The organism is Vibrio sp., from assembly GCF_984391705.1.
In genome coordinates this window covers 20,014-37,694 of record NZ_CFHWOM010000019.1, presented here as the reverse complement: position 1 = coordinate 37,694, position 17,681 = coordinate 20,014, and the positions used below count along the sequence as shown (strand labels likewise).

Annotated in this window: 19 protein-coding genes; 13 read left to right on the top strand and 6 right to left on the bottom strand. The window is 43.5% G+C overall.

Annotated elements, in window-relative coordinates; genetic code table 11:
- Positions 1 to 9: 9 nt before the first annotated feature.
- On the top strand, positions 10 to 1,551 hold the full coding sequence (locus tag AC4MRV_RS12010) for a YjjI family glycine radical enzyme (protein WP_491187572.1): 1,542 nt from the start codon (positions 10 to 12) through the stop codon (positions 1,549 to 1,551).
- Positions 1,552 to 1,560: 9 nt separating this feature from the next.
- Entirely contained in the window at positions 1,561 to 2,427 is an 867-nt protein-coding gene (locus tag AC4MRV_RS12005; RefSeq protein ID WP_491187571.1) for a YjjW family glycine radical enzyme activase, read from the top strand.
- Here AC4MRV_RS12005 and AC4MRV_RS12000 read toward each other — a convergent pair.
- The 4 genes from AC4MRV_RS12000 to AC4MRV_RS11985 form a co-directional block, all read right to left on the bottom strand.
- Entirely contained in the window at positions 2,424 to 3,341 is a 918-nt protein-coding gene (locus tag AC4MRV_RS12000) for a LysR family transcriptional regulator (RefSeq protein ID WP_491187570.1), read from the bottom strand. The two genes, AC4MRV_RS12005 and AC4MRV_RS12000, sit on opposite strands and share 4 nt — an antisense overlap.
- Before the next feature lie 255 nt (positions 3,342 to 3,596).
- Positions 3,597 to 4,700: a phosphoribosylaminoimidazolesuccinocarboxamide synthase gene (locus AC4MRV_RS11995; protein WP_491187569.1), complete on the bottom strand. Its 1,104-nt coding sequence runs from the start codon at positions 4,698 to 4,700 to the stop codon at positions 3,597 to 3,599.
- Positions 4,701 to 4,903: 203 nt separating this feature from the next.
- The gene (locus AC4MRV_RS11990) at positions 4,904 to 5,299 is read right to left on the bottom strand and encodes a SulA-like leucine-rich domain-containing protein (protein WP_491187568.1); all 396 of its coding nucleotides are present in this window, start codon (positions 5,297 to 5,299) and stop codon (positions 4,904 to 4,906) included.
- Positions 5,300 to 5,544: 245 nt separating this feature from the next.
- Positions 5,545 to 6,243 (bottom strand): glycerophosphodiester phosphodiesterase, encoded by a 699-nt coding sequence (locus AC4MRV_RS11985; protein ID WP_491187567.1) that lies wholly within the window; start codon positions 6,241 to 6,243, stop codon positions 5,545 to 5,547.
- A gap of 123 nt (positions 6,244 to 6,366) precedes the next feature.
- Here AC4MRV_RS11985 and AC4MRV_RS11980 point away from each other — a divergent pair, with 123 nt between their 5' ends.
- From AC4MRV_RS11980 to AC4MRV_RS11970, 3 genes are all read left to right on the top strand, one after another.
- A complete protein-coding gene (locus AC4MRV_RS11980; protein WP_491187566.1) occupies positions 6,367 to 7,239 on the top strand; it encodes a DMT family transporter in 873 nt (290 codons plus the stop codon).
- 116 nt (positions 7,240 to 7,355) lie between these two features.
- A complete protein-coding gene (locus AC4MRV_RS11975; protein WP_491187565.1) occupies positions 7,356 to 8,309 on the top strand; it encodes a lactate/malate family dehydrogenase in 954 nt (317 codons plus the stop codon).
- Positions 8,310 to 8,449: 140 nt separating this feature from the next.
- Entirely contained in the window at positions 8,450 to 9,232 is a 783-nt protein-coding gene (locus tag AC4MRV_RS11970; RefSeq protein ID WP_491187564.1) for an MBL fold metallo-hydrolase, read from the top strand.
- Here the strand turns inward: AC4MRV_RS11970 and AC4MRV_RS11965 are convergent.
- On the bottom strand, positions 9,182 to 9,718 hold the full coding sequence (locus AC4MRV_RS11965) for a lipocalin family protein (protein WP_491187563.1): 537 nt from the start codon (positions 9,716 to 9,718) through the stop codon (positions 9,182 to 9,184). The two genes, AC4MRV_RS11970 and AC4MRV_RS11965, sit on opposite strands and share 51 nt — an antisense overlap.
- A gap of 141 nt (positions 9,719 to 9,859) precedes the next feature.
- On the opposite strand from AC4MRV_RS11965, the gene AC4MRV_RS11960 reads away from it, so the two are divergent.
- The 6 genes from AC4MRV_RS11960 to AC4MRV_RS11935 are packed head-to-tail and all read left to right on the top strand — an operon-like array spanning position 9,860 to position 14,741.
- On the top strand, positions 9,860 to 10,627 hold the full coding sequence (locus tag AC4MRV_RS11960) for a DUF3450 domain-containing protein (RefSeq protein ID WP_491187562.1): 768 nt from the start codon (positions 9,860 to 9,862) through the stop codon (positions 10,625 to 10,627).
- A complete protein-coding gene (locus tag AC4MRV_RS11955; RefSeq protein WP_491187561.1) occupies positions 10,624 to 11,973 on the top strand; it encodes a MotA/TolQ/ExbB proton channel family protein in 1,350 nt (449 codons plus the stop codon). The genes AC4MRV_RS11960 and AC4MRV_RS11955 overlap by 4 nt, the downstream gene beginning before the upstream one ends.
- Positions 11,970 to 12,527, top strand: coding sequence for a MotA/TolQ/ExbB proton channel family protein (locus AC4MRV_RS11950; RefSeq protein WP_491187560.1), 558 nt, complete (start codon positions 11,970 to 11,972; stop codon positions 12,525 to 12,527). Before AC4MRV_RS11955 ends, AC4MRV_RS11950 begins: the two co-directional genes overlap by 4 nt.
- The gene (locus tag AC4MRV_RS11945) at positions 12,524 to 12,928 is read left to right on the top strand and encodes an ExbD/TolR family protein (RefSeq protein ID WP_491187559.1); all 405 of its coding nucleotides are present in this window, start codon (positions 12,524 to 12,526) and stop codon (positions 12,926 to 12,928) included. Before AC4MRV_RS11950 ends, AC4MRV_RS11945 begins: the two co-directional genes overlap by 4 nt.
- The gene (locus AC4MRV_RS11940; protein WP_491187558.1) at positions 12,928 to 13,554 is read left to right on the top strand and encodes an energy transducer TonB; all 627 of its coding nucleotides are present in this window, start codon (positions 12,928 to 12,930) and stop codon (positions 13,552 to 13,554) included. The genes AC4MRV_RS11945 and AC4MRV_RS11940 overlap by 1 nt, the downstream gene beginning before the upstream one ends.
- Entirely contained in the window at positions 13,551 to 14,741 is a 1,191-nt protein-coding gene (locus AC4MRV_RS11935) for a tetratricopeptide repeat protein (protein ID WP_491187557.1), read from the top strand. Before AC4MRV_RS11940 ends, AC4MRV_RS11935 begins: the two co-directional genes overlap by 4 nt.
- 34 nt (positions 14,742 to 14,775) lie before the next feature.
- On the opposite strand, the gene AC4MRV_RS11930 is transcribed toward AC4MRV_RS11935, so the two are convergent.
- Positions 14,776 to 15,000, bottom strand: a complete 225-nt coding sequence (locus AC4MRV_RS11930; protein ID WP_491187556.1) for a hypothetical protein — start codon at positions 14,998 to 15,000, stop codon at positions 14,776 to 14,778.
- 323 nt (positions 15,001 to 15,323) lie between these two features.
- Between AC4MRV_RS11930 and AC4MRV_RS11925 the strand changes: the two genes are divergently transcribed.
- Together AC4MRV_RS11925 and AC4MRV_RS11920 are read left to right on the top strand one after the other, a co-directional pair.
- Entirely contained in the window at positions 15,324 to 16,943 is a 1,620-nt protein-coding gene (locus tag AC4MRV_RS11925; protein WP_491187555.1) for a sensor histidine kinase, read from the top strand.
- On the top strand, positions 16,940 to 17,632 hold the full coding sequence (locus tag AC4MRV_RS11920) for a response regulator (RefSeq protein WP_491187554.1): 693 nt from the start codon (positions 16,940 to 16,942) through the stop codon (positions 17,630 to 17,632). The genes AC4MRV_RS11925 and AC4MRV_RS11920 overlap by 4 nt, the downstream gene beginning before the upstream one ends.
- Positions 17,633 to 17,681 lie beyond the last annotated feature (49 nt).

Below are 17,681 nucleotides of genomic sequence, written 5' to 3'. Positions count from 1 at the left end.
TTCTATGCTATGCAAACTACACTGAACGCATTCCAACAACGTGTCCAAGAAATCGTTACTGACACGAACTTAAACCCGAAGCAGAAGAACCAGTTTCTTGCATTAGAAGCTGAAGCTAACCTTCCATATATGGAGGTGTCTGATGTGGTTTCTTCGGCTATGAAGCAAGGAATACTTTGCGATATGTTTGAAGGGCATGCGCCGTTTAAGCCTCGCTACGTGTTACCTGATTATGCAAAGTTCCTTAATCAAGGCTCTGAGTATCTCGAGGTCGATCCTGCCCAAGATTTTGATGATGCGTTGAATCTACTGACAATTATTTATCATCATGTTCCTTCAGTTACAAATATCCCTGTCTACCTTGGCCAGCTCGATGATGTGCTTCTTCCTTATGTTGGTGATCTTACAGAGCAGCAGATTTACGTAAAGCTCAAACGATTTTGGATTATGCTTGATCGCACACTGCCTGATGCCTTTATGCACGTTAATATTGGCCCCAAGGATAACGTCATTTGTCGTACCATTCTAAAAGTGGATGCTGAACTAAAACAAATCGCTCCAAATCTTACCTTTATGTATGACCCGGCGGTCACGCCAGATGATTTACTCAGACAAGCAACCAGTAATATATGTGAGTGCAGTAAGCCACACATTGCTAACTATCCGATGCACGCTGCTGCTTATGGTGATAAACAGTTTGGTATTGTGAGCTGTTACAACTCACTACCATTAGCTGGTGGATCAAACACACTCGTCAGAATGAATCTTAAAGAAGTTGCTCTACTTGCAAAAGACAGCACGGATTTTATTGATTATATTCTTCCTTCTTACAGCCATTTAATGATTGCATTGATGGACGCCAGAAGTGGTCACCTTCATGAAAAGTCTAACTTCTTTAAAGGCTTTTTAACGACTGAAGGATTGATTGAAGAAAGCCGTTTTGCCCCAATGTACGGTATTTTTGGAATGGCAGAAGCTGTGAATATTTTGCTTGAAAAAGAAGGCTGTAACGATATGTACGGGCATAGCGATAAAGCAAACAGGTTAGCTTTGGCGATTTCAGAGAAGTTAGCGCATTTAGTTGATACGAGCCCTGTAAAATACGGATTAGAAGGCAAAGCGCTACTGCATGCTCAGGGGGGGATTAGTCTTGATGATGGCGTCACTCCGGGAATACGCATCCCTTACGGTACAGAGCCAGATCCAGTGGCATATGTTCAAGCAACTGCTCAGCAGCATAAATACTACACATCAGGCATCAGCGATATTCTGACCATAGATGAGACGGTTAAGTCTAACCCTGAAGCAATGTTCAATTTGTGTAAAGGTGCACTCGCTCTTGGGTATCGCGAGTTTACCGCAAATGTTGCATCGAATGATCTCGTTCGGGTTACGGGTTACATGATAAAGCTATCTGATATCGAGAAGTTTAAGGCTGAAGGATCGCGTAAGAATACAACCTTTCTAGGTGCGGAAGCTGCGAATAATACCGGTATCTTAAATAGGACGCCAAGAGTTGTGAGCATGGAATCTAAGCCAGTTTATAAGTAAGGCAGCGTAATGGAAAAAAGTGCGTTCGTGAGTCGAATACTCAATTTTTCCTGTGTAGATGGGCCGGGCAATCGCCTGGTCATCTTTCTTCAAGGGTGTAATTTCAACTGCGTTTCCTGCCACAACCCCCATACGATCAATCATTGTAATCACTGTGGAGAGTGTGTGGCGGGATGTCCAACTCAGGCCTTAACAGTGAATGAAAGTGGCAACGTTGTCTGGGATGAGGCTAGTTGCACTCATTGCGACCAATGCATCGATGTATGCAGTCATCGCTCGAGCCCTAAGGTGATGCGTTATACCGTTGCTCAAATCTTAGAACGAGTTAGGCAACAACACTATTTTATTAGTGGTGTAACCGTGTCGGGTGGCGAAGCAACCTTACAACTACCATTTATTATTCAGCTATTTCAACGTATCAAAGCCGATTCAGATCTAGCGCATCTCACTTGTTTTATTGATAGCAATGGATATTTATCTCAGCAGGGGTGGCGTAACGTGATTCCTTACCTGGATGGCGCCATGATAGACCTAAAATCCTGGCAGAGTGAGACTCATCAATGGCTGGTTGGAAGAGACAACCATAAGGTAATAAATTCCATTCATCTACTTGCTGAAAGTAATAAGCTCCACGAGTTGCGGCTACTTCATATTCCGGGTAAGAGTGATCTAGATGTGGAAGTTGAGCATGTGGCTAGGCTCATCAATCGCTTGCCCCAAAACGTTATTATTAGACTCAATGCCTTTCAGCATCATGGTGTTATCGGTCAAGCTCTGGATTGGCCCAAATGCACAGAAGATCAAATGGAGCTTTTCTACCATTCTTTGAAAGGGTTAATTCCCAATACCATTACTCGACCAAGCGTCTATGCCTAATTAACCTCTAGTAATTGTTGATGAAGCCATCGAAGAGCCGGGTGATTTAAGCTAGCTTCATTCCAAACTAGGCTATATCCGACTTGACCGTAATCGAATGGCAGTGCCTTTGGCACGAGTCCTTGCGCTTGGAAAGCTCTGTCTGCCCAAGCTTTGGAGCAGGTTAGAAGACGTTCGGATTGATGGCACAAAACGGCCCCTGAGCCAAAATCTGAAACAGTAATTGAGATCTTACGAGAGCGATATTGCTGAGTCAGGTTTTGCTCAAAGTAGGGCTCAGACAAGTCGTTATCCTGGATGCCAATATGTTGGTAACGCAAATAATCGTCGATAGAAATCATATTTTCTGCAGCAAGTGGATGATTAGGCGACATCAAACAGACCATTTCATCGGCTAATATTTGTTGCCACATCAACTCTCGACTGCGAGTGGGTGGTTGACTGATATCGTGAGGCAGCAGCATAAAGTCGACTTGTCCGCGACTTAAGGCATCAAAATTCATCTGTTCTTTGGCGTAAAGTTGAATTGGTTTCGCCGATTCCAATTGCTGCGAAATTTGATCAATTTTATCGGCAAATAGTTCAAAAGTGCTCTCGCGCATGGATAGAGCTATCGAGCCTCTATACGTTCTTGGGTTGAACTCTCCTTGGTGAAGAATACCGTTCATACTTTGCAAAATACCGTGTATCTGTGGAGCAATGCTTAACGCGTACGAAGTTGGCAATAGCAAGCTGCCTTCTCTATAAAACAGTTCATCTTTAAGCTGCTCTCTGAGTTGAGAAAGGGTTTTACTAACGCTAGAAGGGGTCACGCATAAGTAATCTGCCGTTCTAGTTACGCTATTGGTTGAGAGCATCACATGAAGAACCGTTAAATGCTTTAAGCTGATACGGGATAGAGCTATAAAATCCATGGTGAAACACTGTCGAATCTTGGGTGATGATATTATATCTATGATTAGTGCTGACGACAGTTATTAACGCGCGAGAATTCAACTTACCAAGTTAACCAATATAGAAAGTAATGGAGGGCAATCAAAGAACCTCGGTATACCTATAGCATCTTTGACAAAGGGAGAAGAGGGAAAGTGAGTTGAGAGGGTAGCAAACGAGGGTGTTCTGTTTTACAAACATGAAAACGCCCTCTAGTAGAGGGCGTTTAAGGGTACTTAGTCAATCAACCCATATTGTGAGCCTAGAATGTCGATAATCTCTTGCTTCGGATTATCGCTAAGATGAATTGGCTGGCCCGTAATTTTCTCAGCAATACCCGTATAAGTAGTCGAGATGTCCATTAATGCTTGAAGTGGTAGCGCGTTATCACGAGCTAAAGCTTCACGCTCAGGCATACGCTCTTTATTAAGCAAAATATCTGGATCAGGGAAGTGGTTTAGCAAGAATTGACGGAACCCTTCTTTAGAATTCTCGACGATATTCCCCGCTTGATATTCTTTCATATCCCAAATACGAGAAGAGTCAGGGGTGCCTACTTCATCCATATAAATCAGCTTCTCGTGGCCGGACGCATCACTTACGTAACCAAATTCAAATTTGGTATCAACAAATATTTGTTCTACTTTCGCTAGCGCATCACTAATCACGCTAAAGCCATCGTTAAGCAGCTTCTCATATAGTGCGATGTCTTCTTGTTTCGAGAAATTAAATGCAGAGAAGTTGTCTTCAATGTTTTTACGTGTGATGTTAACGTCGTCTGCCTCTGGAACTCCTGGAATACCTTTGAGAATCCCTTTAGTCGATGGTGTCATTAGAAGTTCAGGGAGAGCTTTATCTCTTTCCAAGCCTTCTGGTAATTCGATACCGCAGAATTCGCGTTCACCTTTCTCGTAAGCTCGCCACATTGAACCTGTGATGTACTTGCGGCAAATCGCTTCGATCATAATTGGCTTTGCTTTCTGGACGATCCAAACCAGAGGATGTGGAATGTCCAGAATATGGCTTTCTGCCAAACCATTTTCTTTAAATAGGCTAAACCAGTGATTAGAGATCGCATTCAAGGCGGCCCCTTTTCCTGGTACACCTTGCAAACCTCCTTCAGCATGCCAGATACAGTCAAACGCCGAAATACGGTCACTGATAACCATGATTGCAAGTGGGGCATCAGGAGCAACATCATAGCCTTTTTCTTGAATAAGGCGCTTGCTGTCTTCTTCAGTTAACCAGTATACCGAGCGAACCTTTCCGCTGTGGACTGGTTTATTCGTGCGAATGGGAAGATCGTCATTAACGGCGAGAACTTGATCTGCGAGACTCATTTAGACATTCCTATCTTTGTCAAAAATGGGTGAAAGACGTAATTTGCTTTCGATTTGCAGAGCATAATACCAGAACTAATCTAGGCTTCCAGATAAAAAGCAAACGTTTGCTTTAAAAGTTTCGTGTGGTGGGATATATCTGGATTAAAAATAAAAAGCCCCTCGAGTGAGAGGGGCCAAAGACAGTGTTATTGTTGAGCTTATTAATGGTACTGGAATGATCTGCCCTCAACAAAGAAGACTGCACACTGAAACTGTGTTGCTAGGTCGCTAAGCAGCGCTTGATCGAGTTCTGAGATACTTGTCGAAGCTACAACAGCACTAGCATTGCCAGATTTTATTGCTTTAGTAACAATTTCGACCTCAGATTGAGTCTGAGACGCTTTCATTTGAATGATCTTCTTACAGCTAACGTTGTATGAAGCGAACTGCTCAAAGTCAGGACGAGGGCATTCAGCGGTAAACAAAATCCACTGCTTCTGATTCGATAGACCAGCTAAGCGGTAAAGGGTTGCATCATCAATGTTCATCGGTTGCGTTGGTTGAGCCAGAACGTTGAATTTAGAAACTGAGCGATTTTGAGTTTGAAACTGAATCATAATACTGTCCTTCCATACATGCTGTATGCTTATACAGTAGTTTGTTTGTAATTAGTGATCAAGTCTTTTTGTTGTCTTTTTAAGCAAAAAATAGAGATGAATTACCAGAGTTTTGGTGTAAGTTTTTGATATTATGGGGTTTGTTTCTTGGTGTTAATGTTGGCTTAGTATTAGAAATTGTGAGCAGCAGCACAGGTGTTTATACAGTGGTTTGTGAAAAGTACTGTATAAACACTGGGTGGAGACTATAAGAAGCGATCGGGATAATCGCTAAAGATGCCATCAAGGTTATTCAGATGCTTCAAACGATTTGGGTTGTTCACTGTATAGCACCAAACCTTAAAGCCAAGTTTTTGCAAAGAGGCGACTTGTCTTTTACTTGTCCATAGATAGTTTAAATTACAGCCAACAGCTTGAGCTTCTTCTAGCAACTGGCGATCTTTTTTTCTTAGCCGCTCTGATAGAACTGCGATCGCATGGACAGGAAACTGTTTACGAAGATGACGAATCACTTGGTGGTTAAAACTCGAAAACAGAATCTTTTCTTTGGGCATTTGACTCCGTTCTAACTCCTTAGCGACCAACTGGGTCACACGCTCAGGGTCGTGCCGGTCAATTTTGACCTCTAAGTTGAGGCTGACGGAATGTTCAGTTGCGAGCACTAACAACTCTTGAAGTGTCATTATGGGTTGATGACTACATGTGGGGTAATTATGCGCAAAATTTAGTTGCTTTAGCTCTGCAAGCGAGAGTTGATCGACTCGCCCAATGCCATTACTACAACGGTCTACGGTATGGTCATGGCAAACAACGAGAACATCGTCTTTGCTAGGTTGAATATCGACTTCAATCCACTCTAGCCCCAACTCGATAGCGGCTTCAATGCTGGCTCGTGTATTTTCTGGCTGGTGTCCCGCGATGCCGCGGTGTCCGACTATAATCATGGGTCTCACATCATACGAGATAATAGGTGATTAGATTAGCTCTAAATGGTGGTTGTCACTAGAAAAATCTGCCACTATCGGCAAACAACAATATTATAAAAACATACTTATAGAGATTTAATATTGAACGCTGAACGTAAAGCTGCATGGATCCTGATCGCCACGACAATGTTGGCTGGATTAGGTTGGATCTTTTCTAAAGAAACCATTCAAGGCTTACCACCTTTTGGGTTTATCGGTCTGCGATTTTTAGTCGCTGCGATTTGTTTATTGCCGCTGTGCTATAAGTCATTTAGACAATTAACGCTCACTCAGCTTAGTCAAGCATTAGGTGGTGGTGTAGTGCTCGCCTTCGCATTGCTCGCTTGGGTATACGCTATTTCAATTAGTGATACGCTAGGAGAGGGGGCGTTTATAGTCAGTTTATCGATGATTATTGTTCCCATCGTGGCTTGGGTATTATTCAAGGAACGCCCTAAACGCGCGTTTTGGTTTGCAATGCCAATCGCTGTTTCTGGCCTTGCTTTTCTTTCGTTGAAAGGCGGTTGGAACAGTGCGCCTGGTCAAATATGGTTTTTGGCTAATGCGTGCATGTTGGCTCTTCACTTCAACATCAATAGCAAGCTTGCGCAAAAGCTACCAATTTTACTGCTCACGTGTATCCAATTGTTTGTAACTGGCTTAATCGCGTTGATTACGTCAGCATTGTTAGAAAGCGTTCCAACAAGTATTGATTCTTCGATATGGGGTTGGTTTGCTGCGAGTGCCATTCTGGCGACGAGTCTTCGCTATGTGATGCAAACATTAGGGCAGAAAGGATGTAATCCAGGCAATGCGGCACTCATCATGCTATTGGAGCCCATTTGGACAGTGATACTCAGTATCCTTTGGTATGGTGAGCAGCTTTCAACTAATAAGGTTATTGGTTGTGGCTTGATTCTTTTCGCACTTATCTTCTACCGTACTGACGGAAAGCTAATTAGAATTCGACGCTAGTAGTTAATTCAACATTAGCAAGATCGTTCGATATTTATTTAGAAGGCAAAATTAAATTGCTATAATTGACATGAATATTAGTAATTAAGTCGTTAAATAAATACAGGGATGAACGCATGAAGATTGGTGTTATTGGCGCTGGCGCAGTCGGTGTAGGCGTGTGTAACTATCTACTTACATTGGGTAGCGTTAGTGAGCTAGTACTACTGGATAAAAATCTAGAACGCGCAGAAGGAGAGGTGTTTGATTTCCGTCATACCTCAGCGCTTACGTTTTCAAAAAATACCCATCTCGTTGCCACTGATGATTACTTGAGTCTAATTAGCGCAGATATTGTAGTCATTACTGCAGGCGCGCAAATTCAACAAGGACAGACGCGCATCGATCTTGCTGAAATCAATAGTCGCATTGGTGTTGAGATTGCCAAAGAAGTGGAGCGTGTCGCGCCAAATGCAATCTTGATCGTAGTGTCGAACCCTTGTGATATTGTTGCTCATTTTATTGCTACCAACACAAAATTCCCTCGCTCTAAGGTGATCAGTAGTGGATGCGTCATCGATACCGCTCGTTTGATGAGTATCGTCGCTAGTCGAGTGAATTTGGACCCTAAAAACGTATTTGGCTATGTATTAGGGGAGCATGGCAGCAACTGTTTTACCCCAAAGAGTCTAATATCGATTGCAGGGCAACCTGCCGATTACTATTGCGACACTCATCATATGGAACGTATCTGTGCCGACGAATTACTTGAATCGGTCAAACAGGCTGGTTATGAGATTTTCAAACGTAAGCAAAATACGACTCATGGCATTGCTGCGAGTGTGTTTAGAATCATTCAGGCAATTAAGATCAACGAGCGTTCTGTTCTACCCGTCGCAACCCTGTTGGATGGTGAGTATGGGCTGAATAACGTTGTGCTGAGTGTGCCAACCGTGATTGGAAAGAGTGGTGCGGAAGCGGTGTTAAGTCACCCATTCACATCAGAAGAGATGACAACCTTGATGCAAATTGCAGGTAATGTTGATGATGTTGTCAGTCAAGTCGCTGAAAAAACAGGCTTGGTTAAATAATGTTGCATCATATGGTTGATATGCATCCCCAAGTATAAAAGCGATCAACGCTCTTAACTCACAACTTAGAGCTTTTACTCTTTTTCTTTTGGCGGTGGAAGGTTAGATTGGTAATGTAATAAATTTGTTAAATCTAACTTATGAAAATTCACGCTATCGACGGCTATATACAGACTATGTATATAGCCGAATATCCTGATAAATTGATGCTGCTTGATGGGGCAAGTCGAGCAGATGTCGAATACGTCGAGCGTTTTATTACTCATCGACTCCAAAGGCCGCTAACCGATCTTAAGGTTGTCGTCATTACCCACATGCATCCCGATCATGCTGGTGGGGCGAATCGCTTACGACAACGTACTGGATGTAAACTTGTTTCCGCCAACTGTGATGCTCAATGGTATTCCGGACTAGACGGCTTCCTGATGCACCTTACCGATGTTGCTCTTGCTGCGTGGGTAGCTAAGAGAAAGCGTAAACCAAGAAAAAACCTTTGGTACTCGCGTTATTTGTTTCCCGATGTAAAAGTCAATGATGGTGACCTAATCCCAGGGTTTGAAGATTGGCAGGTACTAGAAACGCCAGGGCATACCGATAGAGATCTCTCTCTTTATCAAGCTAAGCAAGATGTGCTTTACGTCGCAGACCTTATGGTTGAAGTGAAGCAGAGACTCATTTCACCATTCCCAATCTTTCACCCTAATAAATACCGAACATCAGTGAAGAGGGTTTTTGATATGGCTCCATCACGTTTACTTGTCGCCCATGGAGGAGAGGTAGAGTTTGATTTGGTGAGTTATCAATATTTGATTGAAACGACACCTCGAGCCCCTTCGACACACTGGCGAGTTACCAAAATTCAGCTCAATAGTTTACTCAGAACGATCTTTCACTTGGGGCGGAGTAAACGGAAAAAGCAATGATTGGGTATCAAATCCCGCTTGTTGGGCGATTCTCAGGTATTTCTTAAGTTTGTAATCAGGTACTTTTGTATGACGAGAAAGAATCCAAAAGTAATCATTGTTGTAACCGGAAACAAGCGCAGTTGAATAATCAGGCTCTAAATAGAAAATGACGTAGCTACTATAAAATGGCCCAAAGAATGAGACTTTTAAGTGCCCAATACTCGGGTCTTGCACAAACTTGGCTTTCCCAAGTGCTTCGCTCCAACTTTGCTCCTCTTCATTCCAACCGCGATTGATGACTTGAATGGAGCCATCGTCGTTAAATGAGTAGGTGGCAGATACATTACTTAGACCCCGTTCAAAACTATGATCCAGTCGAGCGATTTCGTACCAAGTACCAAGGTAGCGGTTGGTATCAAAGTTCTTGATGGGTTCAATTTTCTCGGGAATCGCTGTACAAGCAGTTAGAAAAGCACAAGCAATGGACAAAAGGTATCTTTTCATAGTTTTCAGTAAGTTATTTTAGCCTCATTAACTTTAGCTTTGTTCCTTTAGGATATCTAGCAAAGTTGAACTTTGGCGCAATCTCTTTACTATGTGTGGACACCATTCCATGGCTTTGGCCATCAAAACTGAAGCGAGCAGATGAAACCCAGCCACATTGCTACTTTTGCATTCACGATATGCTTATCCACGAGTACAGTCGCATCAAGTGTCGACCAAGCAATTTCGTTAGAAAATGAGGCGATCCATCGCGCTATTTTAAGTCAAAAGAAAATTGATGCCAGTGACGATCGTGCGCAGCAATTACGACAAGATATAGAACAGTTGAACGCAGAAATTCGAGACTTAGAGCTGTATCAAGGCCATCTGCAGTCTCTTATTGCGAGCCAAACAAAAGAAGAAGAGAGCTTTAAGCAGCAGTTAACCGATATTGAGCAAACGAGACAAGGTATTGTGCCATTGATGTATCACATGATTGATGGCTTAAAGCGTCTTACGGAACAAGGATTGCCGATAAAACGTTCTCAACGAGATAAGCGAGTGTCTGAATTAGAGCGTTTAATGAGCCGTGCTGATGTTAGTGATGCAGAAAAGTTTCGCTTAATTCTTGACGCTTACCTGATTGAAGTGGACTACGGCACCAAGCTAGGTAGCTACAAAGAGCGAGTGGTGATTAATGGTCAAGAACGTGAGGTTGATGCACTCCATTTAGGTCGCGTGAGTTTAGTTGCCAGGAGTATTGATGGTAAAGAGTATTGGCAATGGGATTTGATTGGAGAGCGCTGGATTGGGGTTGAGCCTAAGGATTATACCGATCTACGTTTAGCATTCGATGTCGCGAATAAAACCGTTGCCCCAGAGCTACTCCGTTTACCTATCCAATTAAAGCAATTGGAGGGACAGCAATGAGATTACGTGCATATTTTGCCAGCGTGATGATGGTCCTCTCATTCAACTGTTGGGCCGATGGGGGCCTTGTCGAAAAAGTCAAAACTGAACAAGTCGCTCAACTTGAACAACAAAAAGCGCGAGAAGCTAGGTTTGCACAGCAAGAGAAGGAGCTTACCTCGCTCAAACGACAGCTAGAGGCTGAAAAGCGTCGCCTTACCGAGACGAACAAAGCGTTGAGTGAATCGTTTAGCCGCAATGAGAAACGCCTTTCGGCTCTTGAACAAGAGTTAACTCTAGAAAGTGGAAGTCTTGGTGAAGTCTTTGGGGTGGCTCGCCAACAAGCAAAAGAGCTAAGTAATGAACTAAAAAGTACATTGAGTGGTGCAGGTCAGGCCGATGTGATTGCTGACCTAGACCAATTGCTTGAATCTGATTCGCAGCCAAACTTGGAACAGATAACGCAACTTTGGCTTGGTTTTGAACAGCAGATAGAGCAAAGCGCTTTGCTGCAGGCTGTCGCGGTAGATGTGGTTGCAGGCGATGGCATGGTCGGTGTTAAGCAGGCGCTAAAAATCGGCTCCATTGCTTTGGTTGATAACGGTGGTTATCTCGACTGGGATGGGCAGTTGCAACAAGCTCGTTCCTTTGGCATTCAGCCTTCGGGCGGCGCGACGCTTTCTATGCTAAGTAGTGAGCAAGCGAACCCGGTAAAGACAGTCGTCATTGATCCCACACGTGGTCAGCTTCTTACTCAGTTAACGCTTACTCCCGCTCTAATGGATAGGATAAAAGCGGGCGGTGTTGTAGGGGGCATCATTCTCGCCATACTCAGTATTGGTTTGATTATCGCTCTGGTGAGAGGGGGTGTTTTATGGAAAACTCAACGTCAAATCTCTGCCCAATTACGGCAACCGGATCGACCAAGTGACAACCCTTTGGGTAGGGTGCTGTCAGTCTATTCTTCTCAGCCTAATAGAACGGTTGAAGCACTCGAACTGCGCTTGCTGGAAGTGATCCTTGATGAGCAAGCAAAGCTTGAAAAAGGTCTATCAATGCTCAAGCTGCTTGCGGCGTTAGCACCTATGCTAGGCCTTCTAGGCACGGTAACAGGTATGATTGAAACTTTCCAAGTGATCACTTTGTTTGGAAGTGGCGACGCTAAAATGATGGCTGGTGGTATCTCGATGGCATTAGTTACAACAGTGATGGGACTGGTTGCAGCTATGCCTTTGCTATTGGCACACAACGTACTATCAACACAGTCAGAGAATTTAAGAAACCTACTGGAGAAGCAAGGTATTGCCTTAGTGGCGGAACAAGCAGAGCAGGCGATGGGCTTTGATCAAAGAGCGGTAGCGTCATGAATAATTGGCTAACGTCATTGGGGGAAGCAATTTCTGGTTTGCCCTATATGACGAGCATAGCTGACTTCATGCACCAAGGAGGCATCATACTTTGGTGCTTGTTTGTTCTTATCTGTCTGTTTTGGATATTAGTGATTGAAAGAGTATTGTTTCTGGTTTGGGAGTTCCCTGAACAGAAAGCAAAGTGGTTTTCTAGTTGGCAAGAGCGAGGAGAGAGAACATCTTGGCATGCTCATGCTATTCGAGATGGGTGGCTGTCTGAAGCGAAGATTGCGCTGTTCAGAAACGTATCGGTTATAAAAGTACTCGTTTCATTGTGCCCAATGCTCGGATTACTTGGAACGGTTACCGGAATGATCTCAGTGTTTGATGTTATGGCGGAACAAGGGAATGGCGATCCTAAATTGATGGCATCAGGCATTGCTCTGGCGACAATACCAACAATGGCAGGAATGGTGGCCGCGTTGATCGGTATGTTTATACATTCTAGGTTGGTAAAACTATGCAACAAGTACTGTTTTCAGTTGGAGCAGGGTTTGAGGAGTGAAGTATGAGGTTAGGTAGACGTAGCCATAAGCACGATGAAGCTCAAGTAGATTTGACGCCCATGCTTGATATTGTCTTTATCATGCTGATTTTCTTTATCGTAACCAGTTCGTTTGTCAGAGAATCTGGTATTGAAGTGAACAGACCACAAGCCACGCAAAGTGTTAGCCAAAAAGATGCGGGAATATTTATTGCAATAACTGACAACAACGAGATCTTTATTGATAAGCGCATTGTTGATGTAGAACGTGTCCAAGCGAGTATCGAATTGCTGCTACTGGACAAGCCTGATAGCGCTTTAGTCATCCAAGCGGATGAACGAGCTTACAATGGTGTTGTTGTTAAAGTGATGGATGCAGCGAAAAGTGCGGGTGTTGAAAAGATCGCGTTAGCGACAGAGAAACGTTAATGCGTAGGGTTTTGGTGGCGATCCCACTGGCGGTAGTCATGGCAGGGCTGGTTTTGCTGTTAATGGCAAGTTTAGTTACCCCTGCAATCAACGAAGGTCGTTCGACTCATGTCCTACGTGCGGTAGACTTTGTCGTGATGGAGCAAGAGCAAACGCATGTCCGTCGTTCGAGGTTTTTACCAGAACCTCCTGATACTCCGAAAGCGCCATCTGCCGCTCTTCCTAAATCGTCGACTGTTGATGCGAGTTTAGAATCCTCCTCCGAGGCATTTTTAATGGCGGTTAGTGAAGTGAATGTAAGTATTGGACCTCTTTCAGTCAGCACTGTCTCGTTGGGTGAAGTGCCATTTTCGTACCAAGCGACGCCTGTGTATCGAGTTGACCCCAATTACCCAGCGAAAGCCAAACAACGCCGTGCTCAAGGTTACGTGATTGTTCGGTTTAATATTGATGAGCAAGGGATTCCCCGTGATCTAGAAGTGATAGAAGCCAAGCCCAAGCGATTGTTTGAGCGAGAAGCACTTAAGGCTCTTAAACAATGGCGCTACCAAGCTCGTATTGAGCAAGGGGTGGCGGTGTCCCATATGGGTCAAACGGTTAAGTTAGAGTTTAAGTACCCCAAATGATGAAACATCTGTTATTGATAGCAACCGTTTTTTCCAATTTAACCTACGCGGCTGAACTTACGCGATATACCGCCCAGAAGCTTCACCAAGCGCAACAGTTGCACGCTGACGGCGATCTGACTCAGGCGATTAACCTGTTGATGGAGGTTGAAAGCAATCGAAGCTACGATCAATCGATGGTAGCGCGTAGCTTAGGTGTTTACTACTGGCAAGAAGGTCAAGCTGAACAAGCTATTCGTTCACTCCGTTTGGCGATTTCGAGTAAGGGGTTGCAACCAAAGCTGTTACGTGAAACGCAGCTTATGCTAGCGGATCTCTATTTCAATCAATCGACGTATCAACTTGCTAATGACCTCTATTACTCTTTGATTAAAACGGCTTCGGAAGGCGAAGAATTGAATCGCCTATGGCTCAAAGTGGCCAAAACTCACTATCAACTAATGGATTGGAAGCATGCTTTAATTGCCGCCTCTAACACACAGCCCAAAACGACCAGTGAGCGAGTTGAAGTTTTGACTATTCGAGTATCTGCACAACTTAAGTTACATCAATGGCCACGCGCAGAAAAATCACTGCAAGCATTGTTAGTTCTTGAGCCAGAAAATTCTCTCTGGTGGAAGCAGCTTGTGAGTGTACAACTTAAACAAGGAAAAACACGCTCAGCTTTGACGACGCTTTCGGTAGCTAAGCATCAGTATTCTTTGAGTGACGAAGAGTCTCGGTTGTACTCTCAGTTGCTTGCGAAGCATGGCGTTCCTGCACAAGCTGCCGTTGAAATTGAACAGTTAGATCACTCAGAGCTATCTGTTGAGCAACTTGTACTGTTAGCGACTCTATGGGAGCGTGCAAGAGAGTGGGATAAATCGGTAGCGCTGTGGTTACAAGTGGCTGAGCAAGATTCTCAATATTACATGACGGTTGTTAGAATATATATGCAGCAACGTCAGTTCTCTAAAGCTTTACAGACCATCAATAAAGTCCCCGTTCAAGATTCCGAAGTATTGTTGTTGCGAGCACAGATTGCCCACAAGTTAGAGAAAAATGATGCTGCGTTGAGTTATGCGCTTCGTGCAGACAAATTAAAATCTACAACGAACACTCAAAGTTGGGTGGAATATCTGACCAATTTAAAGAAACAAGCAAGGGCAGATTCTAGCCCGATGAGCAATAAAAAAGAGGGTAGTTGAGCTACCCTCTTTTTACGGTGAATTACTAACTCAATCACTTTTGCTCTAAGCAAGCAAACTCAGCGCGCCACAACAGCGAGCGCGAAGACTCCATATTCGCCAGTATTTCTTTTCCAGAAAGTTGCGGAAAAGCATGCATTACCTTCGCATCTTCACCACGGTTCGTTCGTGCATAAGCCCTAACATGGGTAAAAGTGCCTGACAGGTTACTAGACAGCATATTACGCGAAAGGCAAATCCCAAATACATCCCTTTTCATTTCTTTTCCCTCAAAAATCGCAGCATTTTTTATTATGTTATTTCTCGCTGCAAGACCAAGACGTTGCGCGCTTTTGGAGCGCTTAATAATTATACAAGAGGATTGCGTATTTAGCGCAAAAAATAACCTAAAAAAAGATTGATTGAAATCAAGAAATGTTGCCCTTTTAACCAGCTGTTTGGTTTGTAAGCGGACCAAGCGTTATTAGTTATAAAAAAGATAATAATTACCAATTATATACACACTTCATTCACAAATTCAGGTGCTGAAGCTCGGAGGGATCGAATAACGGTGATAGCCTATTTAAGTGAAAAGGAGAGGCTATGAAATGGAGTAGTATCAGTTTCCGAAAAAGGATGCTGATTATCATGACTTTATCCGGGTTGATAGAGCTATTGTTGCTGGTGGCCGCGGGTTTTATCTACGTTAAGCATTCCCAAGAGGAAGAAATGGGAATGAAAGCGCTTGGCGTGGCCTCTTTTTTATCTAAATCTCCCTATGTCATTGAAACGATTGAAACTGGTGTCACTCCAGACCTTCAGCTTCGCTACCGTCACCTCACAGAGCTCATTGGTGCTGCCTTTATTGTTATTGGTGATAAAGACGGGGTGAGGCTTGTTCATCCGGTTGATGAGCGTATCGGCTTGCCGATGAAAGGGGGAGACAATAAACGAGCGTTGGTGGATGGTGAAGCCTATATCTCTACCGCTAAGGGATCGCTTGGTTATTCAGTGCGCGGTAAAGCCGCCGTATTTGACGATCAAGGGAAGATTATCGGCGTAGTGTCTGTCGGATATCTACTTGATCGCTTACAAGACAGAATTGAGCCTTTCCTGATCTATCTTATTTTAATGGCATTGGCCGTGGTCGCTGCCAATGCTGTACTTTCTAGCTATGCTTCTCGTCGATTCCAAAAAGCGATATTGGGCTTTGAGCCAGAAGAAATTGGTCGGTTGTATGTTGAGCTTGATGTAACGTTAGAAACTTTGAAAGAAGGAATACTGAGTATCGATGGTGAAGGACGTTTGCGGTCGATCAATCGTAGTGCTTGCCAAATCCTAGAGATAGACAAAGCCGAATCTATTAATAGACCATTGAGTGAAGTGTTACCTGATAGTGATTTGCAAACGGTACTCCAGACCGCTAGGACCGACAACGACATCAACTTGTACCTCAATAAAAAGCGGCTAATTGCCAACCGAAGTCCAATTATTGTGGATGGTAAAGTTGTCGGTGCTGTATCGAGCTTTCGCCTAAAAGACGATTTAACAGAATTAACTGAGCAGTTAGCGAAAACCAAAGAGTACGCTGACTTACTTCGTTCACAGACTCATGAACACAGAAATAAATTAAATACCATTAGTGGCATGGTTCAGATGGGTGAGCTCGATGCAGTACAGAACTTAATTGGTCAAGAAACCGCTCATTATCAAGCGCTTATAGAATTTTTGCGTGAAACAGTCAAAGAGCCCTTGGTTGCTGGAATGTTGCTCGGTAAAACTGAGCGTGCGCGTGAATTGGGATTGGAGCTTGTGGTCGAAGAGGGCTCCAGGCTGAGTCCTCTTCCGGCTCGTATTAATGCCGAAGATGTGGTTACGATACTTGGTAACTTGGTTGACAATGCTTTCGACGCTACGCGAGAAGCGATGTCTATTGATGCAAGTTTTGCGCAATCTCGTCGCCGTATCGAGGTATCAATTAGTGACTATGGAAATGAAGTAATCTTAGAAGTGATAGATCAAGGATGTGGTTTACCACAAGAAATGAGTATTGAAGCGTTAGTTAAGCGCGGCGTGTCAACGAAAGACCAACATACAAGAGGCGTAGGCTTATACTTAGTCAATGAACTAGCCATACGCTATCAAGGTGAATTAGAAATGGTAAACAATAAGGAGAATGGAGCTAGGATGACCGTCTATTTACCCAAGGAAGATTTAGTATGACCATGAAAACAAAAGTCATGATCATTGAAGATGATATTGCTATCGCGCAGTTACATCAAAAATATCTAGAGCAGATGGGAAACTATGAAGTTATTGGCATTTCTACCAGTAAAATGGAAGCCAATATTCAATTAGAAATATTGAAACCTGACCTTATCCTTCTTGATGTTCACTTACCCGACGGCTCTGGTTTAGATGTTCTTAACGAGTTACGACGAGAAAATCTGAGCTGTGATGTCATCCTAATTACAGCTGCTCGTGATGTTGAAACCCTCCAGCAAGCGATGCGCGGTGGGGTTGTTGATTATTTGCTTAAGCCTGTGATGTTTCCTCGTTTAGAATCTGCATTAAGCAAATATCTAGAGCAAAAACATCAGCTTAATCATGCGAGCGATTTAGATCAGACAATTGTCGATAAGATGCTTCAATCGCCCGCTTTATCTGAGCCAACAGTAAATCGGCTGCCTAAAGGTATTGATGGCGTAACACTCGACAAAATAAAAGCTCTTTTTGTGGATCCGATAAGCTTAACTGCTGATGAAGCCGGTGAAAAAATAGGGGCGAGTAGGACAACGGCACGTAGATATCTTGAATATTTGATCAGTACTGGTGAGCTTGAAGCAGACCTAAATTATGGTTCAGTAGGAAGACCGGAACGTTGTTATAAACGATCCATGGTTAAACTATGAATCACTAATTGCTCCCCTCAATTCTAGACGTAGCGCAGAACCACCTCTA

What these genes read in the sequence shown, in the direction of transcription:
- AC4MRV_RS11930 (WP_491187556.1), bottom strand. Translation starts at nt 15,000, where the DNA reads ATGAAAAGGGATGTATTTGGGATTTGCCTTTCGCGTAATATGCTGTCT.
- AC4MRV_RS11960 (WP_491187562.1), top strand. Translation starts at nt 9,860, where the DNA reads ATGAAACCCAGCCACATTGCTACTTTTGCATTCACGATATGCTTATCC.
- AC4MRV_RS12000 (WP_491187570.1), bottom strand. Translation starts at nt 3,341, where the DNA reads ATGGATTTTATAGCTCTATCCCGTATCAGCTTAAAGCATTTAACGGTT.
- AC4MRV_RS11970 (WP_491187564.1), top strand. Translation starts at nt 8,450, where the DNA reads ATGAAAATTCACGCTATCGACGGCTATATACAGACTATGTATATAGCC.
- AC4MRV_RS12005 (WP_491187571.1), top strand. Translation starts at nt 1,561, where the DNA reads ATGGAAAAAAGTGCGTTCGTGAGTCGAATACTCAATTTTTCCTGTGTA.
- AC4MRV_RS11995 (WP_491187569.1), bottom strand. Translation starts at nt 4,700, where the DNA reads ATGAGTCTCGCAGATCAAGTTCTCGCCGTTAATGACGATCTTCCCATT.
- AC4MRV_RS11935 (WP_491187557.1), top strand. Translation starts at nt 13,551, where the DNA reads ATGATGAAACATCTGTTATTGATAGCAACCGTTTTTTCCAATTTAACC.
- AC4MRV_RS11985 (WP_491187567.1), bottom strand. Translation starts at nt 6,243, where the DNA reads ATGATTATAGTCGGACACCGCGGCATCGCGGGACACCAGCCAGAAAAT.
- AC4MRV_RS11920 (WP_491187554.1), top strand. Translation starts at nt 16,940, where the DNA reads ATGACCATGAAAACAAAAGTCATGATCATTGAAGATGATATTGCTATC.
- AC4MRV_RS11975 (WP_491187565.1), top strand. Translation starts at nt 7,356, where the DNA reads ATGAAGATTGGTGTTATTGGCGCTGGCGCAGTCGGTGTAGGCGTGTGT.
- AC4MRV_RS11925 (WP_491187555.1), top strand. Translation starts at nt 15,324, where the DNA reads ATGAAATGGAGTAGTATCAGTTTCCGAAAAAGGATGCTGATTATCATG.
- AC4MRV_RS11965 (WP_491187563.1), bottom strand. Translation starts at nt 9,718, where the DNA reads ATGAAAAGATACCTTTTGTCCATTGCTTGTGCTTTTCTAACTGCTTGT.
- AC4MRV_RS12010 (WP_491187572.1), top strand. Translation starts at nt 10, where the DNA reads ATGCAAACTACACTGAACGCATTCCAACAACGTGTCCAAGAAATCGTT.
- AC4MRV_RS11940 (WP_491187558.1), top strand. Translation starts at nt 12,928, where the DNA reads ATGCGTAGGGTTTTGGTGGCGATCCCACTGGCGGTAGTCATGGCAGGG.
- AC4MRV_RS11950 (WP_491187560.1), top strand. Translation starts at nt 11,970, where the DNA reads ATGAATAATTGGCTAACGTCATTGGGGGAAGCAATTTCTGGTTTGCCC.
- AC4MRV_RS11990 (WP_491187568.1), bottom strand. Translation starts at nt 5,299, where the DNA reads ATGATTCAGTTTCAAACTCAAAATCGCTCAGTTTCTAAATTCAACGTT.
- AC4MRV_RS11955 (WP_491187561.1), top strand. Translation starts at nt 10,624, where the DNA reads ATGAGATTACGTGCATATTTTGCCAGCGTGATGATGGTCCTCTCATTC.
- AC4MRV_RS11945 (WP_491187559.1), top strand. Translation starts at nt 12,524, where the DNA reads ATGAGGTTAGGTAGACGTAGCCATAAGCACGATGAAGCTCAAGTAGAT.